Genomic DNA, 19,303 nt, shown 5'->3' with positions numbered 1-19,303 from the left:
TTCGTGCATGACGGCGCCGCGTTACTGTCTGCCGTAGGTATCGTCGAAGCGGACGATGTCGTCCTCGCCGAGATACGCGCCCGACTGCACTTCGATCAGCTCGAGCGGCATCTTGCCCGGGTTCTCCAGGCGATGCGATACGCCGAGCGGAATGTACGTCGATTCGTTTTCGGACAGCAGGAACGTTTCGTCGCCGCGCGTGATGCGCGCGGTGCCGCGCACGACGATCCAGTGCTCGGCGCGGTGGTGGTGCATCTGCAGCGACAGTTGCGCGCCCGGCTTCACGACGATGCGTTTCACCTGGAAGCGCTCGCCCATGTCGACCGAGTCGTAGTGGCCCCACGGACGATGCACCTTGCGGTGGTCGGTCGCTTCGGAGCCCTGTCGCGCCTTGATGTGCCCGACGATCTTCTTCACGTCCTGCACGCGCGATTTGTCCGCGACGAGCACGGCGTCGGGCGTTTCGACGACGACCAGGTTCTGCGTGCCGACGCAGGCGACGAGCCGGCTTTCCGAGTGCGCGAACGTCGATTCGGCGCCTTCGAACAGCACGTGGCCGCGGCCGACGTTGCCGGTTTCGTCCTTCGGCGAGATCTGCCAGATCGCATCCCACGAGCCGACGTCCGACCAGCCCGCGTCGAGCGGCACGACGACGCTCTCGCACAGTTGCGGCTGGCTCGCGAGCGGTTCCATCACCGCGTAGTCGATCGAGTTCGACGGCGACGCGGCGAATGCGTCGCGATCGACGCGGAAGAAGTCGCCGTCTTCCTTGCCCTGCGCGACGGCCTGTTCGCAGGCCGCGTAGATCGCGGGCTCGAGCTGCCGGATCGCCTTCAGCCAGACCGACGCGCGCACGATGAAGATCCCGCTGTTCCACCAGTATTCGCCCGACGCGACGTACTGCTGCGCGAGTTCGAGGTGCGGCTTCTCGACGAAACGGTCGAGGCGGCGTACGTCGAGGGGGCCGGTTGCGGCGTCGCCGAGCGGCGCGCCGACGCGGATGTAGCCGTAGCCGGTTTCCGCGTGCTTCGGCACGATGCCCATCGTCGCGATCTTGCCTTGCGCGGCGCAGTGCACGCCGGCCGCGACGGCCGCGTGAAAGCGCGGCACGTCCGCGACCGCATGGTCGGCAGGCATCACGGTCATCACCGCGTCGTTGCCGCCGGCGACGAGCCGCAGCGCGGCGAGCGTCAGCGCGGGCGCAGTGTCGCGACCGAGCGGCTCGAGCATGATCGTCGCGTGCTTGGCCGTCAGGCGCAGTTGCTCGGCGGTCGTGAAGCGGTGATCTTCCCCGCAGACGATCAGCACGTCGTCGTTGAGCGGATGATCGGCCGTCAGGCCGTCGAGGCGCAGCGCGGTGGACTGCAGCAGCGAGTGATCGCCGAGCAGGCCGATCAGCTGTTTCGGAAAACGCTCGCGCGACATCGGCCACAGGCGCGTGCCGGAACCGCCGGCGAGAATCACGGGCTGCACGGCGAGACGCGTGCCGGCCGCGGGGGCGGCGGAAGTAGAAGGGCGCGTTTCGGCGGCCACTGCCGGAGCATTCATGATGACACTCTCCACGGTTGAAGTCGGTGCCTGTCGTTGTAGCATGAAGTAAATCGACAATAAAACCGGACCCAATGCCGGATATCCGTCAGGCATGCGTACGGAAGAATTTTCCGCGATAGCACCGGCCGGAAATAAAAAAATAAAAAATAATTCCGGGCGCCGGCCGGACACGACCGCCCGCAAAGGGCGGCCGGGAAGCGTAAAGATTCCGAAAAAATCTCCGTTCCCGACCGATTCGGGAAAACCTGCCGATTTAATTAAAAAAGATCGCGGCAAGAATTTCCGATTATTTTTCGAAATACTTGTGCGCTTGAGGAGGAATTTTCTTGTCGCTTCAATAGCGTCATGCAACGTTTGAATCGAATGCGCGGCATGGGCTGCGCAAGGCGCTGTTCGGCAAACGCCTGTTCAAAGAAGAGGAAACAGACATGTTGAGCGTGCTGGCGAGAGTCATCGATATCGCGATGGTCGTGACGGGTGCGCTGATCGCGGCCGCGTTGCACGACGGCAGCATCGGGCTCAGCGACCTGCAGCGCACGACGGTGCTGTTCGATTGCCTGCTGGTCGTCGTGTTCTTTCCGGCCGTCGGCATCTACCAGTCGTGGCGCGGCAAGCGTCTCGTCGGGCTGGTGGTCCGCGTTGCGTTCGCGTGGCTCGCCGTGGAGCTCGCGGGCATCCTGCTGAGTTTCAGCTTTCACCAGTCGGGCGACCTGTCGCGGCTGTGGCTGGGTTACTGGGCGCTCGCGACGACGGCGCTGCTCGCGGGCTCGAAAGCCTGCGTGCACGTGGTGCTGCGGCAATTGCGCCGCGGCGGCTACAACCTGAAGGCGGTCGCGATCGTCGGCGGCACGCCGGCGGCACGGCGGCTGATCGCGCAGATGCGGGCGCGGCCGGAAGCCGGCTTCAACCCGGTGTGCGTGTACGACGAAAGCGAGGCGCCGGGCGAAGTTGCGCTCGACGACGTGCGTATCGAGCGGCAGTTCGAATCGCTGGTGTGGCTGGTGCGCAGCCGCGCGATCAGCGAGCTGTGGCTCACGCTGCCGATCACGGAGGAGCGTCGGATTCACGAGATCGTGACGGTGTTCCGCCACGACTTCGTGAACATCCGCTTCATTCCGGACGTGCGCACGCTGTCGTTCTTCAACCAGGAAGTGGTCGAGGTGCTCGGCGTGCCGGCGATCAATCTCGCGGCGTCGCCGATCACCGACGTGCGGATCCTGCCGAAGTTCGTGTTCGACCGGCTGTTCGCGCTGGCGGCGCTCACGGCGCTCGCGCCGGTGATGGTGCTGATCGCGGCCCTGATCAAGCTGACCTCGCGCGGGCCGGTGTTCTTTCGGCAAAAGCGTAAGGGCATCGACGGGCACGAGTTCGAGATCTACAAGTTTCGCTCGATGAAGGTGCATCAGGAAGTGGCCGGGCAGGTCACGCAGGCAACGAAGAACGACTCGCGCGTGACGCCGGTCGGCCGGTTCCTGCGGCGCACGAGCCTCGACGAGCTGCCGCAGTTCATCAACGTGCTGAAGGGCGAGATGTCGGTGGTGGGCCCGCGCCCGCATGCGCTCGCGCACGACGACATCTACAAGGATCTGGTCAAGGGCTACATGTTCCGCTACCGGATCAAGCCGGGCATCACCGGGTGGGCGCAGATCAACGGCTTTCGCGGCGAGACCGACCAGATCGAGAAGATGATGGGCCGCGTGAAGCTCGACCTGTACTACATGCAGAACTGGTCGTTCTGGCTCGACATCAAGATCGTCGTGCTGACGCTGTGGAAAGGCTTCACCGGCAGCAACGCGTACTGACACCGACGCGCCGCGTCACGCAGGCATTCCGGTTTTCCGAATTTCGAATCATTGGTCAAGGGGTCCGACACATCATGAATCTGACTATCATCGGCAGCGGTTACGTAGGGCTTGTCACCGGCGCCTGTCTCGCCGACATCGGGCACGACGTGTTCTGTCTCGACGTCGACCAGGCAAAGATCGACATCCTGAACGGCGGCGGCGTGCCGATCCACGAGCCGGGCCTGAAGGAAGTGATCGCGCGCAACCGTTCGGCCGGCCGCCTGCGCTTCTCGACCGACGTCGAGGCCGCGGTCGCGCACGGCGACGTGCAGTTCATCGCGGTCGGCACGCCGCCCGACGAGGACGGCTCGGCCGACCTGCAATACGTGCTCGCGGCGGCGCGCAACATCGGCCGCTACATGACCGGCTTCAAGGTGATCGTCGACAAGTCGACGGTGCCGGTCGGCACGGCCGAGCGCGTGCGCGCGGCGGTCGCCGAGGAGCTCGCGAAGCGCGGCGGCGACCAGATGTTCTCGGTCGTGTCGAATCCGGAATTCCTGAAGGAAGGCGCGGCCGTCGACGATTTCACGCGGCCGGACCGCATCGTGATCGGCTGCGACGACGACGTGCCGGGCGAGCGCGCCCGCGAGCTGATGAAGAAGCTCTACGCGCCGTTCAACCGCAATCACGAGCGCACGCTGTACATGGACGTGCGTTCGGCCGAGTTCACGAAATACGCGGCGAACGCGATGCTCGCGACGCGCATCTCGTTCATGAACGAACTGGCGAACCTCGCCGACCGCTTCGGCGCGGACATCGAGGCCGTGCGCCGCGGGATCGGCTCCGATCCGCGCATCGGCTACCACTTCCTGTATGCCGGCTGCGGCTACGGCGGCTCGTGCTTCCCGAAGGACGTCGAGGCGCTGATCCGCACCGCCGACGAGCACGGCCAGTCGCTGCAGATCCTGAAGGCGGTGTCGTCGGTCAACGCGACGCAAAAGCGCGTGCTCGCCGACAAGATCGTCGCGCGTTTCGGCGAGGACCTGACCGGCCGCACGTTGGCGCTGTGGGGCCTCGCGTTCAAGCCGAACACCGACGACATGCGCGAGGCGCCAAGCCGCGAGCTGATCGCCGAGCTGCTGTCGCGCGGCGCGCGCGTCGCCGCCTACGACCCGGTCGCACAGCAGGAAGCGCGCCGCGTGATCGCGCTCGATCTCGCAGATCACCCGAGCTGGCTCGAGCGCCTGACCTTCGTCGACGACGAGGCGCAGGCCGCGCGAGACGCCGACGCGCTCGTGATCGTCACCGAATGGAAGGCGTTCAAGAGCCCCGACTTCGTCGCGCTCGGCCGCCTGTGGAAGACGCCCGTGATCTTCGACGGCCGCAACCTGTACGAGCCGGAGACGATGAGCGAGCAGGGCATCGAGTACCACCCGATCGGCCGGCCGGGCTCGCGCCAGGCCGTCGCCGCCCGCGTGCCGGGCGCCGTGCGCGCCGGCGCGTAACCCGTTTTCCGTCACTCGTTACGAGACGCCATGTTCCGGAACATCCTGATCGTCTGCCACGCGAACGTCTGCCGCAGCCCGGCGGCGGAAATGCTGTTCAAGTCGCACGCCGCGTCGCGCGGCGGCCCGCGCCCGACGTTCCATTCGGCCGGCGTGCACGCGAACGACGGCGACGGCATCGATCCGGTGATGCGGAAACTGCTGGCCGAGCGGGGCGTCGATGCGACGACCCATCGCTCGCGGCGGCTGTCGCGCCGGATCGTGCGCGACGCCGACCTGATTCTCGTCAGCGAGCGCGATCAGATCAAGGCCGTCGAATCGGTCGATCCGTTCGCGCGCGGCAAGGTCCACCTGCTGGGCAAGTGGGAGGACGCCGAAATCGCGGACCCGCATGGCGGCCCCGAGGCCGACTATCGCGAGAGCTACTCATTGATCGAACGTCTGGTTCAAGGATGGCTGCAAAAACTATGCTGAAACGTCCCATGCGCCCGCTGGCGCTCGCCGTCGCGCTGACGACCTTCCTGTCGGCCTGTGCAACCGCGCCCGGCAACTACCTCGACTCGTCGAACCTGAAGGACGACGGCCGGCAGGAAGCGGCCGAGACCTATCCGGTTCATTACATCGACGCCAAAGTGGTGATGGATCAGCTGCAGAAAGCGCAGGTCGACCATCCGCTGCCGCCCGGGCGCTTTACCGATCCGTCGCAGTACACGTATCGCGTCGGTCCGCAGGACATTCTCGGCGTCACCGTGTGGGATCACCCGGAGCTGACGACGCCGCAGGGCCAGTCGTTCTCGAGCGGCGGCAACACGACGCAATCGGTCGCGGGCGCGCTGCAGCAGCCGTATACGACCGCGCTGCCGGGTCAGGCCGATCCGTACGGCCAGACCGTGGCCGCCGACGGCACGATCTTCTTCCCGTTCGTCGGCCGCATCCGCGTGGCGGGCAAGACGGTCGCGCAGATCCGCGACGAGATGGCGTCCAGCCTGGCGCGCTACGTGAAGAACCCGCAGCTCGACGTGCGCGTGCTGTCGTTCCGCAGCCAGAAGGTGCAGGTGACGGGCGAGGTGAAGCAGCCGGGCCCGCTCGCGGTGAGCGACGTGCCGCTGACGCTGGTCGACGCGATCTCGCGTTCGGGCGGCTCGACCGCCGAGGCCGACCTGCAGCGCGTGCGGCTCACGCGCGACGGCAAGCTGTACACGCTCGATGCGAACGGTGTGCTCGATCGCGGCGAGGTGAGGCAGAACGTGATGCTGCAGCCGGGCGACATCGTCAACGTGCCGGACCGCAGCGACAGCCGCGTGTTCATCATGGGCGAGGTCAAGACGCCGGTCACGGTGCCGATGCTCAAGGGCAAGCTGACCATCGCCGATGCGCTGACGGCCGGCGGCGGCATCCTCGACACCGACGCGAACCCGCGCAAGATCTACGTGATGCGCGGGATGCGCGACAACCCGACGAAGCCCGAAGTGTTCCGTCTCGACATGACGCAGCCCGACGCGCTGATGCTGTCGAGCCGCTTCCCGCTTCAACCGCTCGACGTCGTCTACGTCAGCACGGCCGGCTCGGTGCAGTTCAACCGCGTGCTGCAGCAGGTGCTGCCGACGATCCAGACGATCTTCTACATGCGGCAAATCACGCGCTGATAGCCCGCCGGGGCGGCGTCCGCTCCCCGGCACCACTCAAGCGGGAACGAATGGTGAACACGCAAGCGAAACACTCCTACGCGGACCTGACCGCGAAAACCGAGGAAGAGGACGTCGTTCTCGGCCAGTTGCTCCAGGTCATCATGGACGACATCTGGCTGCTGCTCGGCATCGCGGTGACGGTCGTCGCGCTCGCCGGCCTCTATTGCTTCATCGCGAAGCCGGTCTACCAGGCGGACGTGCACGTGCGGGTCGAGGGCAACGACAACACGTCGCAGGCGCTCACGCAGACGCAAACGGGCGCGTCGATCAACAGCGGCCCGCAGCAGGCGCCGACCGATGCGGAAATCGAGATCATCAAGAGCCGCGGCGTCGTCACGCCGGTCGTCGAGCAGTTCAAGCTGAACTTCTCGGTCGCGCCGAAGACGCTGCCGGTGATCGGCAGCCTCGCCGCGCGCCTCGCGACGCCGGGCCAGCCGTCGCGGCCGTGGCTCGGCCTGAAGTCGTATGCATGGGGCGGCGAAGTCGCCGACGTCGACTCGATCAGCGTCGTGCCGGCGCTCGAAGGCAAGAAGCTGACGCTGACGGCCGGCCCGAACGGCACCTATTCGCTGGTCGACGCGAACGGTACGCGACTGCTGGCGGGCCGCGTCGGGGAATCGGCGCAGGGCGGCGGCGTGACGCTGTTCGTGCAGAAGCTCGTCGCGCGTCCCGGCACGCAGTTCACGGTGGTCCGCTACAACGATCTCGACGCGATCACCGGGTTCCAGTCGGGCATCCAGGTGACCGAGCAGGGCAAGCAGACGGGCGTCGTGCAGATCTCGCTCGAAGGCAAGGACCCGGACCAGACCGCCGCGATCGCGAACGCGCTCGCGCAGTCGTACCTGAACCAGCACGTGATCGCGAAGCAGGCGGAAGCGACCAAGATGCTCGACTTCCTGAAGGGCGAGGAGCCGCGCCTGAAGGCCGATCTCGAACGCGCGGAAGCCGCGTTGACGCAGTACCAGCGCACGTCGGGCTCGATCAACGCGAGCGACGAGGCGAAGGTCTACCTCGAAGGCAGCGTGCAGTACGAACAGCAGATCGCCGCGCAGCGCCTGCAGCTCGCGTCGCTCGCGCAGCGCTTCACCGATTCGCACCCGATGGTGATCGCGGCGAAGCAGCAGCTCGCGGAGCTGCAGGGCGAGAAGGACAAGTTCAGCAACCGCTTCCGCAGCCTGCCGGCGACCGAAGTGAAGGCGGTCCAGCTCCAGCGCGACGCGAAGGTCGCCGAGGACATCTACGTCCTGCTGCTGAACCGCGTGCAGGAGCTGTCGGTGCAGAAGGCCGGCACGGGCGGCAACATCCACCTCGTCGATTCGGCGCTGCGCCCGGGCGATCCGATCAAGCCGAAGAAGGCGCTGATCCTGTCGGCCGCCGTGTTCCTGGGGCTGATCCTCGGCACCGGCGTCGTGTTCCTGCGCCGCAACCTGTTCCAGGGCATCGAGGATCCGGACCGCGTCGAGCGTACGTTCAACCTGCCGCTGTACGGGCTCGTCCCGCAGAGCGCCGAGCAGGTGAAGCTCGATGCCGCGGCCGAGAAGGGCGGCACTCGTGCACGGCCGATCCTCGCGAGCCTGCGTCCGAAGGACCTGAGCGTCGAAAGCATGCGCAGCCTGCGCACCGCGATGCAGTTCGCGATGATGGACGCGAAGAACCGCGTGATCGTGCTGACCGGCCCGACGCCGGGCATCGGCAAGAGCTTCCTGACGGTCAACCTCGCGGTGCTGCTCGCCCATTCGGGCAAGCGCGTGCTGCTGATCGACGCCGACATGCGCCGCGGGATGCTCGACCGCTACTTCGGCCTCACCTCGCAGCCGGGGCTGTCGGAGCTGCTGAGCGACCAGTCCTCGCTCGAGGACGCGATCCGGGAGACGCCGGTGCAGGGCCTGTCGTTCATCGCGGCCGGCACGCGCCCGCCGAACCCGTCGGAGCTGCTGATGTCGACGCGCCTGCCGCAATACCTCGAAGGCCTCGGCAAGCGCTACGACGTCGTGCTGATCGATTCGCCGCCGGTGCTCGCGGTGACCGACGCGACCATCATCGGCCGCATGGCCGGCGCCACCTTCCTGGTACTGCGCTCGGGCATGCATACGGAAGGCGAGATCGCCGACGCGATCAAGCGCCTGCGCACCGCGGGCGTCGATCTGGAAGGCGGGATCTTCAATGGCGTGCCGCCGAAGGCGCGCGGCTACGGCCGCGGCTATGCGGCCGTGCACGAATACCTGAGCGCTTGATCGCATTGCACGACACCGGGCCGGCGCGCGCCGCATCGGTCCGGCCGAATGGAGAACCCTCGATGAAAATTTCCGTGCTCGTTCCGACCTACCGGCGTCCCGCCGACCTCGCGCGCTGCCTGCTGGCGCTGCAGCGGCAGCAGCGGCTGCCCGACGAGGTGATCGTCGTCGCGCGCCCGGAGGACGACGCCACGCACGAACGGCTCGCCGATCCGGCGGTCGGCGGCGCGCTGCCGCTGCGCATCGTGCCGGTCGACGTGGCGGGGCAGGTCGCCGCGCTGAACAAGGGGCTCGACGCGTCGACCGGCGACATCGTCGCGATCACCGACGACGATGCGGCGCCGCGCCCCGACTGGCTCGCGCGCATCGAAGCCGCGTTCCTGTCCAACCCGCGCGTGGGCGCGGTCGGCGGCCGCGACTGGGTGCACGAAAAAGGCCGCCTGCTCGACGAATCGCGCGAGCAGGTCGGCCAGCTCACGCTGTCGGGCAAGATCATCGGCAATCATCACCTCGGCGTCGGCGGCGCACGCGAAGTCGACATGCTGAAAGGCGCGAACATGAGCTACCGCCGCGCGGCGATCGAACGGCTGCGCTTCGACACGCGGCTGCGCGGCGCCGGCGCGCAGGTGCACAACGACATGGCGTTCAGCATGGAAGTGCAGCGCGCGGGCTGGACGCTGCTGTACGACCCGGCGATCGCCGTCGATCATTTCCCGGCCGAGCGCTTCGACGACGACCGTCGCGATGCGGCCTCGCTGAACGCGATCAGCAACGGCGCGTACAACCTGCAACTGACGCTGCGCGAGCATCTGCCGCCGCTACGGCGCGAGATCGCGTGGTGGTGGTGGACGCTGATCGGCACGCGCGTCTATCCGGGCTTCGCGCACGTGCTGCTGTCGTTGCCTACCGCGCGGCGCGCCCGCGTGCTCGCGCACTGGCGCGCGGTGCGCCGCGGCGCGCGCGATGCGCGCCGCACGAACCTCGCCCCCCACCGCGCGGCGATGCCGCCGGTGACGTCTTGAACGGCCCGCGCGCAGTGCGCGCGGCCACGCCCGGAGGGCTCGCATGACCATGAAGGATGCAACGAAAGTTCACGTCCATTTGTTCTATGGCGCCGATCCGCGTACCTACCGGAAAGGCGACGACATCGGCTGCCTGTACGGCTACCACCACGCCGAATCCGACGAATTCCGGCTGACCTATTCGCAGGACGGCCGCGAGAACCGCGTCGTGAGCATCGCGCGCCGCGCGCTGAAGGCGGCGCTCGGCTTCGACGTCGTGCATGCGTGGCGCAACCGCGCGGCGCTGCTCGATACCGACGTGATCTGGACCCACACCGAACAGGAGCATCTGGCCGCCGCGCTGATCCTGAAGCTCGCCGGCGCGCAGGGCAAGCGCCCGCTGCTGCTTGCGCAGAGCGTGTGGCTGTTCGACAAATGGAACAGCTTCGGCGGCCCGCGCCGCTGGCTGTACCGCAAGCTGCTCGCGCGCGCCGACGCGCTGACCACGCTGGCTCGCGACAACGCCGACCTGTGCCGCCGCTACCTCGGGCGCGAAGCCGAGTTCGTCTATTACGGGCTGAACACGCAGGATTTTCCGCCGGTCGAGCCGCAGCAATGGAAGCCGAACCGGCCGCTGCGGATCGCGGCGATCGGCAACGACCGCGACCGCGACTGGCGCACGTTCCTCGCCGCGTTCGGCGGCGACGCGCGTTACGACGTGCGGCTCGCGACGCGCCGCCGCGTGCCTCGCGAGTGGCATGCGCCGAACGTGAAGATCGGCCCGGCGGCGGGGCTCGCGAAGCAGCACGAGCTGTACGCGTGGGCCGACGTGATCGTCGTGCCGCTGCGGCCGAATTTCCACGCGTCGGGCATCACGGTGATGCTCGAGGCGGCGGCCGTCGGCAAGCCGATGATCGTGTCCGACGTGGGCGGCCTGAGCGATTACTTTCCGCACGATACGGCCGCCTATGTGCCGGCGTTCGACGCGCAGGCGATGCGCCAGGCCGCCGATCGCTTCGTCGCCGACCCGGTGGCGGCGCTCGACTGCGCGCGGGCGGCCGCCGCGTGCCTGCGCGAACGCGACCTGACCACGCAGGCGTTCGCCGAGCAGCACGTGCGGATTACGCGCGACATGCTGCGCCGGCGCCGCACACCCGCGGCGGCCGGCGTGGCGATGCCGCTCGCCGATTCGCGTCCTTCGTCGCAGTGAGCTCGGATCGATGAGTACGATTGCCGCCGAACGCGCACCGTCGCGCCCCCGCAGCCGGTTCGCCGAGCCGAAGCACTGGGCCGGGCAGGCCGGGCTGTGGACGTTCACCGCCGCGCTGATCGCCGTCCACCAGGGCAAGGTGCTGACGCTCGCGTTCCCGGTGCTGGCCATCGGGGTGGGCGTCTGGCTGTATTTCAAGAGCCCGGCGCGCTATGTCGGCTTCATGTGGTGGGTGTGGTTCCTGAGCCCGGAAGTGCGGCGCCTGGCCGACTGGTCGAAGGGCGCGTTCACGCCGACGAGCCTGATCCAGGTCGCGCCGCTCGCGGTGACGATGATCGCCGGCTTCGGGCTGCTCAGGCATTACCGCGTGCTCGCGCAGCGGCGCGGGATTCCGGTGCTGCTGATCCTGTTCGGGCTCGTGTATGCGTATCTCGTCGGGATCGTGTCGAGCGGCGTGATGGCCGCGACCTACGACCTCGCGAACTGGCTGTACCCGATCCTGATCGGCTTTCACATCATGGTGAACGCGCGCAACTATCCGGAGTACCGCGACGTGCTGCTGTCCACCTTCATGTGGGGCATGCTCGTGATGGGCGTGTACGGCGTCGTGCAGTATTTCGTGATGCCGCAGTGGGACGTGCTGTGGATGGTCGGCTCGCAGATGGGTTCGCAGGGCGAGCCGGTGCCGTACGGCGTGCGCGTGTTCAGCACGATGAATTCGTCCGGACCGTTCGCGTTCGCGATGATGGGCGCGCTGGTGTTCGTGCTGGTCGCGCCGCAGAGGATCCGCTGGTTCGCGGGCGCGGCGGGCTTCGTGTCGTTCGCGCTGTGTCTCGTGCGCTCGACCTGGGGTGGCTGGGTGATCGCGCTCGCGATCCAGCTCGTGCAATCGAGCAACCGCGTGCGGATGCGGATTCTGATCAGCGGCGTCGTGCTGGTCGGGCTGTGCGTGCCGCTCCTGACGGTCGGGCCGGTGGCCGACCGGCTCGGCCAGCGCCTGCAGTCGATCGCGAACCTGAAGGACGACCGCAGCTACGACGATCGCAACAAGTTCTACGCGACCTTCGCGCAGACGGCGTTCACCGACGTCGCCGGCGAAGGGATGGGCGCGACCGGCGCGTCCACGAAGCTGTCGAGCGACAGCGGCGAGCTCGGCAAGTACGGCAGCTTCGACAGCGGCGTGATGAACGTGCCGTTCGTGCTCGGCTGGCCCGGCACGCTGCTGTATCTCGCGGGCGTCGTGATGTTGTTCGGCCGCACGCTGCGCGCGGCGTTCAAGCTGCGCAAGGACAAGTTCGTCGGCGCGTGCCTGAGCCTGTGCCTGTCGACCTTCGCGATGCTCGTGTTCACGAACTCGCTGATCGGCACCGGCGGCCTGCTGATGTTCACGGCCATTTTTTCGATACTTGCCGCGGCGCACTGGCAGAAGGCGCAACGCCTGCTGGTCGCCGCGCGTTCACGGGGAGGCGACCATTGAGAATCGCGATCGTCACGCACGTCGTGCGACATAACGACGGGCAGGGCCGCGTCAATTACGAAATCGCGCGCGCGGCGCTGGCCGAAAACTACGAGGTCACACTGGTCGCGTCGCACGTCGCGCCCGAGCTGCTGGCCGACCCGCGCGTGCGCTGGGTGCCGGTGAAGGTCGGCGGCTTCTGGCCGTCGAATCTCGTCAAGCAGCAGGTGTTCGCGCTGAAAAGCGCGGCGTGGCTGCGCGCGCACCGCGGCGAATACGACGTGCTGCACGTGAACGGCTTCATCTCGTGGATCAAGGCCGACGTGAATACCGCGCACTTCGTGCACGGCGGCTGGTTCAAGAGTCCGTACTATCCGTTCGGGCTGACGAAGGGGCTGTGGTCGGCCTACCAGTACGTCTATACGCGCGTGAACACCGCGCTCGAGCGCTGGGCCTACCGGCGCTCGCGCGCGATCACGGCCGTGTCGCAGAAGGTGGCCGACGAAATCGCCGGGCTCGGCATCGACAGCCGCAAGATCAGCGTGATCTACAACGGCGTCGACGGCAGCGCGTTCGCGGGCGCCCAGGCCGACCGTGCGGCGTTCAAGCTGCCGGACGACGCGTTCCTGCTGCTGTTCGTCGGCGACCTGCGCACGCCGCGCAAGAATCTCGGCACCGTGCTGAAGGCGCTGACGAAGCTGCCGCCCAACGTTCATCTCGCGGTGGCCGGCTACTTGCCCGGCAGCCCGTATCCCGACGAAGCGCGCGCGCTCGGCATCGATTCGCGCGTGCATTTCCTCGGGCTCGTGAAGAACATGCCGACGCTGATGCGCTCGGTCGACGCGTATGTCTTTCCGTCGCGCTACGAAGCGATGAGCCTGTCGCTGCTGGAGGCGATGGCGGCCGGGCTGCCGGTCGTCACCGCGCGCACGGCGGGCGGCGCGGAAATCATCACGCGCGAATGCGGGATCGTTCTGGAAGACCCGGACGACCCGGCCGCGCTCGCGCAGGCGATCGGCTCGCTCGCGGCGTCGCGCGACACCTGTCGCGCGATGGGCGACGCGGCCCGCGAACTGATGACCCGTTTCGGCTGGGCGCACATGGGCGCCCAGTACGTCGCGCTTTACCGGCGCATCGGCCAACCCACGCAGCCGTCCGCCTTCGCGCGGGCCGAGCATGCGATCACGCAGGAGCAACCGTGATGTCCCACTCTTCCCGGCCGATCAAATCGTTGCAGATCGGCATGCACTGGTTCCCCGAACGCGCGGGCGGCCTCGACCGGATGTACTACTCGCTGGTCGGCGCGCTGCCCGGCGCGGGCGTCGAGGTGCGCGGGCTCGTCGCCGGCTCGCCGAAGGTCGCCGACGACACGGGCGGGGCGATCCAGGGCTTCGGGCCTGCGTCGCAGCCGCTCGCGCGCCGGATGCTCGCCGCGCGGCGCGCGCTGCGCGACGAGATCCGCAGCGAGCGGCCGGACGTGATTTCGTCGCACTTCGCGCTGTACACGTTTCCGGGCCTCGACGTGACGCGCGGGATTCCGCAGGTTTCGCACTTCCAGGGGCCGTGGGCCGACGAAAGCCAGGTCGAGGGCGCCGCGTCGCTCGGGCAGCGCGCGAAGCGCTATCTCGAACAGGCCGTCTATACGCGTTCGTCGCGGCTGATCGTGCTGTCGCAGGCGTTCGGCCAGATCCTGACGAACCGCTACGGGATCGATCCGTCGCGCGTGCGCGTGATTCCCGGCTGCGTCGATACCGCGCAGTTCGACACGCCGCTCACGCCGGCCGAGGCGCGGCACAAGCTGCAACTGCCGCAGGACCGGCCGATCGTGCTGGCCGTGCGCCGGCTCGTGCGGCGCATGGGGCTGGAGGACCTGATCGACGCGATCGGCCTCGTCAAGCGCCGTCATCCGGACGTCCTGCTGCTGATCGCCGGCAAGGGCAAGATCGGCGAGGAACTGCAGCAGCGCATCGACGCAGCCGGGCTGCAGGACAACGTGAAGCTGCTCGGCTTCGTGCCCGACCACCATCTCGCGGCGCTGTACCGCGCGGCGACGGTCAGCGTCGTGCCGACGGTCGCGCTCGAGGGCTTCGGCTTGATCACCGTCGAATCGCTGGCGTCCGGCACGCCGGTGCTGGTCACGCCGGTCGGCGGATTGCCGGAGGCGGTCGCCGGGCTGTCGAACGATCTCGTGCTGCCGTCGACGGGCGCGGATGCGATCGCCGAAGGGCTCGGCGGTGCGCTGTCGGGCGCGATCGCGCTGCCCGACGAGGCCGCGTGCAAGCGCTATGCGCGCGATCATTTCGACAACGCGGTGATCGCGCGGCGCGTGGCCGGCGTCTACGAAGAGGCGATCCGGGCGGCAGGCTGAACGCCTGCGGCGCGCAGCGCGCGCCGAACCGAACGCCCGGCCGGCGCGCGTGCGTGGCCGGTTCGCGTGCCGGCCGCCCGCCGAGGGCGCGCCGGCTTTCCCGTTCGATCCGCATGGCTCGCGCGCATCATGCGCGCCGCAGCGTCGCGGCCCATGCGCCGAGCGCGGCCATGCTCACCGCCGCGCCGAGCCCGCAGACGCCGGTCCATCCGGCGCGTGCATACGTCATCGTCGCCGCAATCGCACCGAGCCCGCTGCCGGCCGAATAGAACAGCATGTAGCAGCCGACGAGCCGCGCATGCGCGTCGGGCCGTGCGCCGAGAATCATGCTCTGATTGACGACGTGCACAGCCTGTCCGCCGACGTCGAGCAGCACGATGCCGACGATCAGCAGCGCAATCGACGTATTGCCGAACGCGAGCGGCAGCCACGAGCAGGCGAGCAGCGCAAGGGCGACGCCGGTCGCCGCTTCGCCGCGCCCGCGATCCGCGAGCCGGCCCGCGCGGGCGGCGGCCGCCGCACCCAGTGCGCCGACGAGGCCGAATGCGCCGATCTGCGTGTGCGACATCGCGTGCGGCGGCGCGCTCAGCGGCAGCACGAGCGCGCTCCAGAAGATGCTGAACGCGGCGAACATCAGCAGCGCGATCGCGCCGCGCACGCGCAGCACGCGTTCGTCGCGCAGCAGCGACACCATCGAGCGCAGCAGCGCCGCATAACCGATGCGTTCGCGCGGTTCGTGCCGATCCGGCAGCAGCCGCGACAGCACGACCAGCATCGCGATCGCGAGCGCGCCCGACACGAGATAGACCGCCCGCCACCCCGCGATGTCGGTGACGACGCCCGCCAGCGAGCGCGCGGCCAGCAGCCCGACCACGACGCCGCCCTGCGCGGCGCCCACCACGCGCCCGCGTTCGCCGGCGCCGGCGAGGGTGGCCGAGCATGCGATCAGCCCTTGCGTCATCGCGGTGCCGAGCAGCCCGACCGCGACCATCCCGGCCAGCAGCGCGACGCGTGTCGACGTCACGGCCACGCCGATGCAGGCGGCGCTCAGCAGCACAAGCTGCACGGCGATCAGGCGCTTGCGGTTCAGCAGGTCGCCGAGCGGCACGACGAACAGCAGCGCGAGCGCGCAGCCGAGCTGCGTCGCGGTGACGACGCCGCCGACCGCGGCCTGCGACACGCCGAAATCCCGCGCGATCGAATCGAGCAGCGGCTGCGCGTAGTAGACGTTCGCGACGCTCGCCGCGCAGCAGACGGCCAGGAGCGCGACGCGCGCCGACGACAGGCGGCCGCCCTCGGCCGGATGGACCGCGCCGGTTGGCGCGTTCGATGCAACGGTGCCGGAATGGCAGGACGATTCCATGGGTTTCCTCATGCAATGTAGTTGCAATTTGAAACTGGCTTGGAGTGTAGGGAAAGTAGTTTTAAAATGCAACCTGTTTGACGGCGGGCGTGGGGCCCGTGCACGGACGGTCGGCCTGCCCGCGAAGGCGGCCGGCGCGATTGCGGAGAGGAACATGGCCAGGCAGAAAAGTCTTGCGGATTCGCCGTGCCCGGTGGCGCGCGCGACCGATATCGTCGGCGATCGCTGGGCGTTGCTGATCGTGCGCGACGCGTTCGACGGCGTGCGCCGCTTCGGCGATTTCCGCGCGAGCCTCGGCGTCGCGAGCAACATCCTGTCCGATCGGCTGAAGATGCTGGTGGACGCGGGCGTGTTCGACGTCGTGCCAGCCTCCGACGGCACCGCGTATCAGGAGTACGTGCTGACCAGGAAAGGCGAAGGGCTGTTTCCGGTCATCGTGATGCTGCGGCAGTGGGGCGAGGCCTACCTGTTCGCGCGCGGCGAGCCGCATTCGGTGCTGGTCGACCGCGGCACCGGGCGCGCGATTCGCAAGCTCGCGCTGCGGCACGACGACGGCCGGCCTTTGAAGGCGGCCGACACGGTCGTCAGGAAGATCGACGATGAAGCGGGTGCGGCACGGCGATGAGCGCGAGGCGCGATGGCTGCACCGTCGGCTAGACTGTCGCGATCGTCGTCCGGAGCCGCATCGCCATGACTCATCCACTGGATTCCGCCGGTTATCGGCGCTTGCTCGAGTTGCAGCGCCGTATCCACGATCATTGCGCAAGCGAAGGTGCCGAGGAAGGCCACGACCATGCGGATCCGGCGGAGCCGCTGTGGCTGTCCGATTTCAATCATCTCGACGTCGCGCCGCTGCGGGCCGGGCTGCATGTCCGATACTTCGGCGAGGCATGGGGCGAACCGCTCGACTGGACGCTGGCATGTCTGGCGGAGCCGGAGGTGGCGAGCCTCGTGACCGATCTGGTGTTCAGCGGGCCGGACGAAGGCGCGAACGGCACGCGCGAATGGGATTTCGGTCCGCTGCTCGATTCGGATGCGCACTTTCCGATACTGCGGTCGCTGTATGTGCGGCCGACCGAGCCGGCCGATCACAACATGTCGATGATCGTGCGCCGGGATCGGATCATGCAGGAGGGCGGCGAGATTGCCCGCTTCGTCGCGAAGGCGCCGTTTCTCGCCGAGCTGACGGTGCCGAACGCACCCGATGCACGCTTCTTCGACGTGCCGTTGCCGTATCTGAGCCGGCTGCGCATCGGCGGCTGTTACGACACGCAGCAGTTCATCGACCGTCTTGCCGGCAGCGACAACCTGCCGTCGCTCGGCCGGCTCGATTTCTCCGAGTCGACGGAATTGCATTCGGCGTGGAAGCACGAGCGTGGCGCGGGCTGCATCACGCCGTTCGACGCCTACGAGCGCTTGCTGAAGAGCCGGGCCGGCCAGCGGCTCCACGCGCTGTATCTGAGAAATACCTGTCTCGACCTCGACGCGCTCGAAGCGCTGCAGGCGCTGCATCCGGCGTTGCAGCTGATGGTGATCCAGGCCGGCAGAGGCGGCTATGTGAGCCACTTCAGGAAGAACTTCTTTCCGTGGCGTCACCTGATCCAGCCCGACCCCGGCGACGCGTGACCGCCAGCGCTCGATCGTGCGCCGGCACCGCCCGACGCGAACGCGGTACGTCGCGACGCGCAGCGGCCCGCACACGGGTCGCGAGCAGCGCGGCCGCGAGCAGCAGCATGACCGACACGGCGGTTTCGATCCGCAATCCGCCGACGACCTGCGATGCACCGCCGCTGCCGCCGGCGAGCGCACCGAACGCCGCGACGCCGATCGCGCCGCCGGCCTGCCGCGCGGTATTCAACACGGCCGACGCGATGCCGGCGCGGTCGGGCGCGACCGATGCGAGCACGGCCGTCGTCATCGCGGGCACCGCGAACCCCATGCCCGACGGTATCAGCAGGAACGGCGCCAGCAGCATGCCGAGCGGCGTCGACGCGTCGACGAAATGCAGCGACCCGTAGCCGAGCGCGGCGACGAGCGCGCCGACCAGCATCGGCACGCGCGGGCCGTGGCGCGCGACGACGCGGCCGCTCGCGAGATTCGACAGCAGGAACCCGCCCGTGAGCGGCAGGAACGCGAGCCCCGCCTGCAGCGCCGATTCGCCGCGCGCGCGTTGCAGGTACAGCGCGAGCACGAACAGGGTGCCGTAGTACGTGAGGTTCACGCAGATGCCGAACAGCACGGCCGCGCTGAACGTGCGGTGGCGGAACAGCGACAGCGGCAGCATCGGCGTGGCCGTGCGCGACTCGATCGCGACGAACGCGAGCGCGGCCAGCGCCGCCAGCACGCAGCCGCCGGCCACGACCGGATGCGTGAAGCCGAGCGGCCGCCATTCGATCACCGCGCCGGTCAGCGCGGTCAGCATCGCGATCGCGACGAACTGGCCGTGCAGGTCGAGCGAGCGGGGCGGCGCCGCGCGTTCGTGGCGCGCGGGCACCCACGCGAACGTGGCCGCGAGTCCCGCCGCAGAGAGCGGCAGGTTCACGAGGAAGATGCCGCGCCAGCCCCATGCGGCGATCAGCAGGCCGCCGACGATCGGGCCGGCCGCGATCGCGATCGACCCGGCCGCCGTCCACGCGGCGACCGCGCGGGCGCGCAGGCGCGGGTCGTGCCGGCACGCGTCGTTCAGCAGCGCGAGCGAATTCGGCAGCATGGCCGCGGCGCCGACGCCTTGCAGCGCGCGGGCCGCGACCAGCATCGCGGGCGCGACGGCGGCGCCGCATGCGAGCGACGCGAGCGCGAACAGCAGGAGGCCTGCGATATACAGGCGGCGTGCGCCGAAACGGTCGCCGAGCGCGCCGGCCGACAGCATCAGCACCGCGAACGCGAGCGTGTACGCATCGACGACCCACTGCAGGCCTGCGACCGGCAGGTGCAGGTCGGCGGCGAGATGCGCGAGCGCGATGTTGACGATCGTCACGTCGAGCTGCGTGACGACGAAGCCGATGCTGACGGTGGCGACGACGCGCGCCAGCGCGGGCGGGAAAGCGGAGGGTGTGGTCGTATCCATGCGCCCATCGTAGGCGGCGACGGATAGGCGACGTTTCAGCGAGACGCGAAGCGTCGATACGGATGCCGATCCGCGT

16 protein-coding genes are annotated in these 19,303 nt (G+C 68.6%); 13 read left to right on the top strand and 3 right to left on the bottom strand.

The features are described from left to right. Positions 1-21 precede the first annotated feature (21 nt). The gene (locus tag WT53_RS23210) at positions 22-1,548 is read right to left on the bottom strand and encodes a mannose-1-phosphate guanylyltransferase/mannose-6-phosphate isomerase (protein WP_059784143.1); all 1,527 of its coding nucleotides are present in this window, start codon (positions 1,546-1,548) and stop codon (positions 22-24) included. A 94-nt stretch (positions 1,549-1,642) separates the two neighbouring features. Between WT53_RS23210 and WT53_RS33625 the strand changes: the two genes are divergently transcribed. From WT53_RS33625 to WT53_RS23160, 11 genes are all read left to right on the top strand, one after another. Further along, positions 1,643-1,909 carry a hypothetical protein gene (locus tag WT53_RS33625; protein WP_155294385.1) on the top strand — a complete coding sequence of 89 codons (267 nt, stop codon included), beginning with the start codon at positions 1,643-1,645 and terminating at the stop codon, positions 1,907-1,909. A gap of 70 nt (positions 1,910-1,979) precedes the next feature. Beyond that, a complete protein-coding gene (locus WT53_RS23205) occupies positions 1,980-3,353 on the top strand; it encodes an undecaprenyl-phosphate glucose phosphotransferase (RefSeq protein WP_034205281.1) in 1,374 nt (457 codons plus the stop codon). Between the two features lie 74 nt (positions 3,354-3,427). Further along, a complete protein-coding gene (locus WT53_RS23200) occupies positions 3,428-4,840 on the top strand; it encodes a UDP-glucose/GDP-mannose dehydrogenase family protein (RefSeq protein ID WP_060261718.1) in 1,413 nt (470 codons plus the stop codon). A 30-nt stretch (positions 4,841-4,870) separates the two neighbouring features. Continuing rightward, positions 4,871-5,314 carry a low molecular weight protein-tyrosine-phosphatase gene (locus WT53_RS23195; protein WP_034205279.1) on the top strand — a complete coding sequence of 148 codons (444 nt, stop codon included), beginning with the start codon at positions 4,871-4,873 and terminating at the stop codon, positions 5,312-5,314. After that, entirely contained in the window at positions 5,308-6,486 is a 1,179-nt protein-coding gene (locus tag WT53_RS23190; protein ID WP_060261713.1) for a polysaccharide biosynthesis/export family protein, read from the top strand. The genes WT53_RS23195 and WT53_RS23190 overlap by 7 nt, the downstream gene beginning before the upstream one ends. A gap of 50 nt (positions 6,487-6,536) precedes the next feature. After that, positions 6,537-8,762, top strand: coding sequence for a polysaccharide biosynthesis tyrosine autokinase (locus tag WT53_RS23185; RefSeq protein WP_060261709.1), 2,226 nt, complete (start codon positions 6,537-6,539; stop codon positions 8,760-8,762). Positions 8,763-8,824: 62 nt separating this feature from the next. Next, a complete protein-coding gene (locus tag WT53_RS23180; RefSeq protein ID WP_034205276.1) occupies positions 8,825-9,784 on the top strand; it encodes a glycosyltransferase family 2 protein in 960 nt (319 codons plus the stop codon). Positions 9,785-9,827: 43 nt separating this feature from the next. Next, positions 9,828-10,973: a glycosyltransferase family 4 protein gene (locus tag WT53_RS23175; protein ID WP_034205275.1), complete on the top strand. Its 1,146-nt coding sequence runs from the start codon at positions 9,828-9,830 to the stop codon at positions 10,971-10,973. A gap of 10 nt (positions 10,974-10,983) precedes the next feature. Then, the gene (locus WT53_RS23170) at positions 10,984-12,450 is read left to right on the top strand and encodes an O-antigen ligase (RefSeq protein WP_060261706.1); all 1,467 of its coding nucleotides are present in this window, start codon (positions 10,984-10,986) and stop codon (positions 12,448-12,450) included. Next, complete coding sequence (locus WT53_RS23165; protein ID WP_034205273.1) at positions 12,447-13,631, top strand: glycosyltransferase family 4 protein; 1,185 nt, start codon at positions 12,447-12,449, stop codon at positions 13,629-13,631. Before WT53_RS23170 ends, WT53_RS23165 begins: the two co-directional genes overlap by 4 nt. Then, a complete protein-coding gene (locus WT53_RS23160) occupies positions 13,631-14,797 on the top strand; it encodes a glycosyltransferase family 4 protein (RefSeq protein ID WP_060261702.1) in 1,167 nt (388 codons plus the stop codon). The genes WT53_RS23165 and WT53_RS23160 overlap by 1 nt, the downstream gene beginning before the upstream one ends. 127 nt (positions 14,798-14,924) lie before the next feature. On the opposite strand, the gene WT53_RS23155 is transcribed toward WT53_RS23160, so the two are convergent. Then, complete coding sequence (locus WT53_RS23155) at positions 14,925-16,160, bottom strand: MFS transporter (RefSeq protein ID WP_060261697.1); 1,236 nt, start codon at positions 16,158-16,160, stop codon at positions 14,925-14,927. 154 nt (positions 16,161-16,314) lie between these two features. On the opposite strand from WT53_RS23155, the gene WT53_RS23150 reads away from it, so the two are divergent. Both WT53_RS23150 and WT53_RS23145 read left to right on the top strand, forming a co-directional pair. Next, positions 16,315-16,785, top strand: coding sequence for a helix-turn-helix domain-containing protein (locus WT53_RS23150; protein WP_052100131.1), 471 nt, complete (start codon positions 16,315-16,317; stop codon positions 16,783-16,785). A gap of 65 nt (positions 16,786-16,850) precedes the next feature. Further along, entirely contained in the window at positions 16,851-17,786 is a 936-nt protein-coding gene (locus WT53_RS23145) for a hypothetical protein (RefSeq protein ID WP_060261694.1), read from the top strand. Here WT53_RS23145 and WT53_RS23140 read toward each other — a convergent pair. Beyond that, the gene (locus WT53_RS23140; RefSeq protein WP_060261689.1) at positions 17,728-19,227 is read right to left on the bottom strand and encodes an MFS transporter; all 1,500 of its coding nucleotides are present in this window, start codon (positions 19,225-19,227) and stop codon (positions 17,728-17,730) included. The two genes, WT53_RS23145 and WT53_RS23140, sit on opposite strands and share 59 nt — an antisense overlap. Positions 19,228-19,303 lie beyond the last annotated feature (76 nt).

Source organism: Burkholderia sp. MSMB2157WGS (assembly GCF_001532755.1).
Classification (GTDB): Bacteria; Pseudomonadota; Gammaproteobacteria; order Burkholderiales; family Burkholderiaceae; genus Burkholderia.
This window is presented reverse-complemented; position numbering and strand designations above follow the sequence as displayed.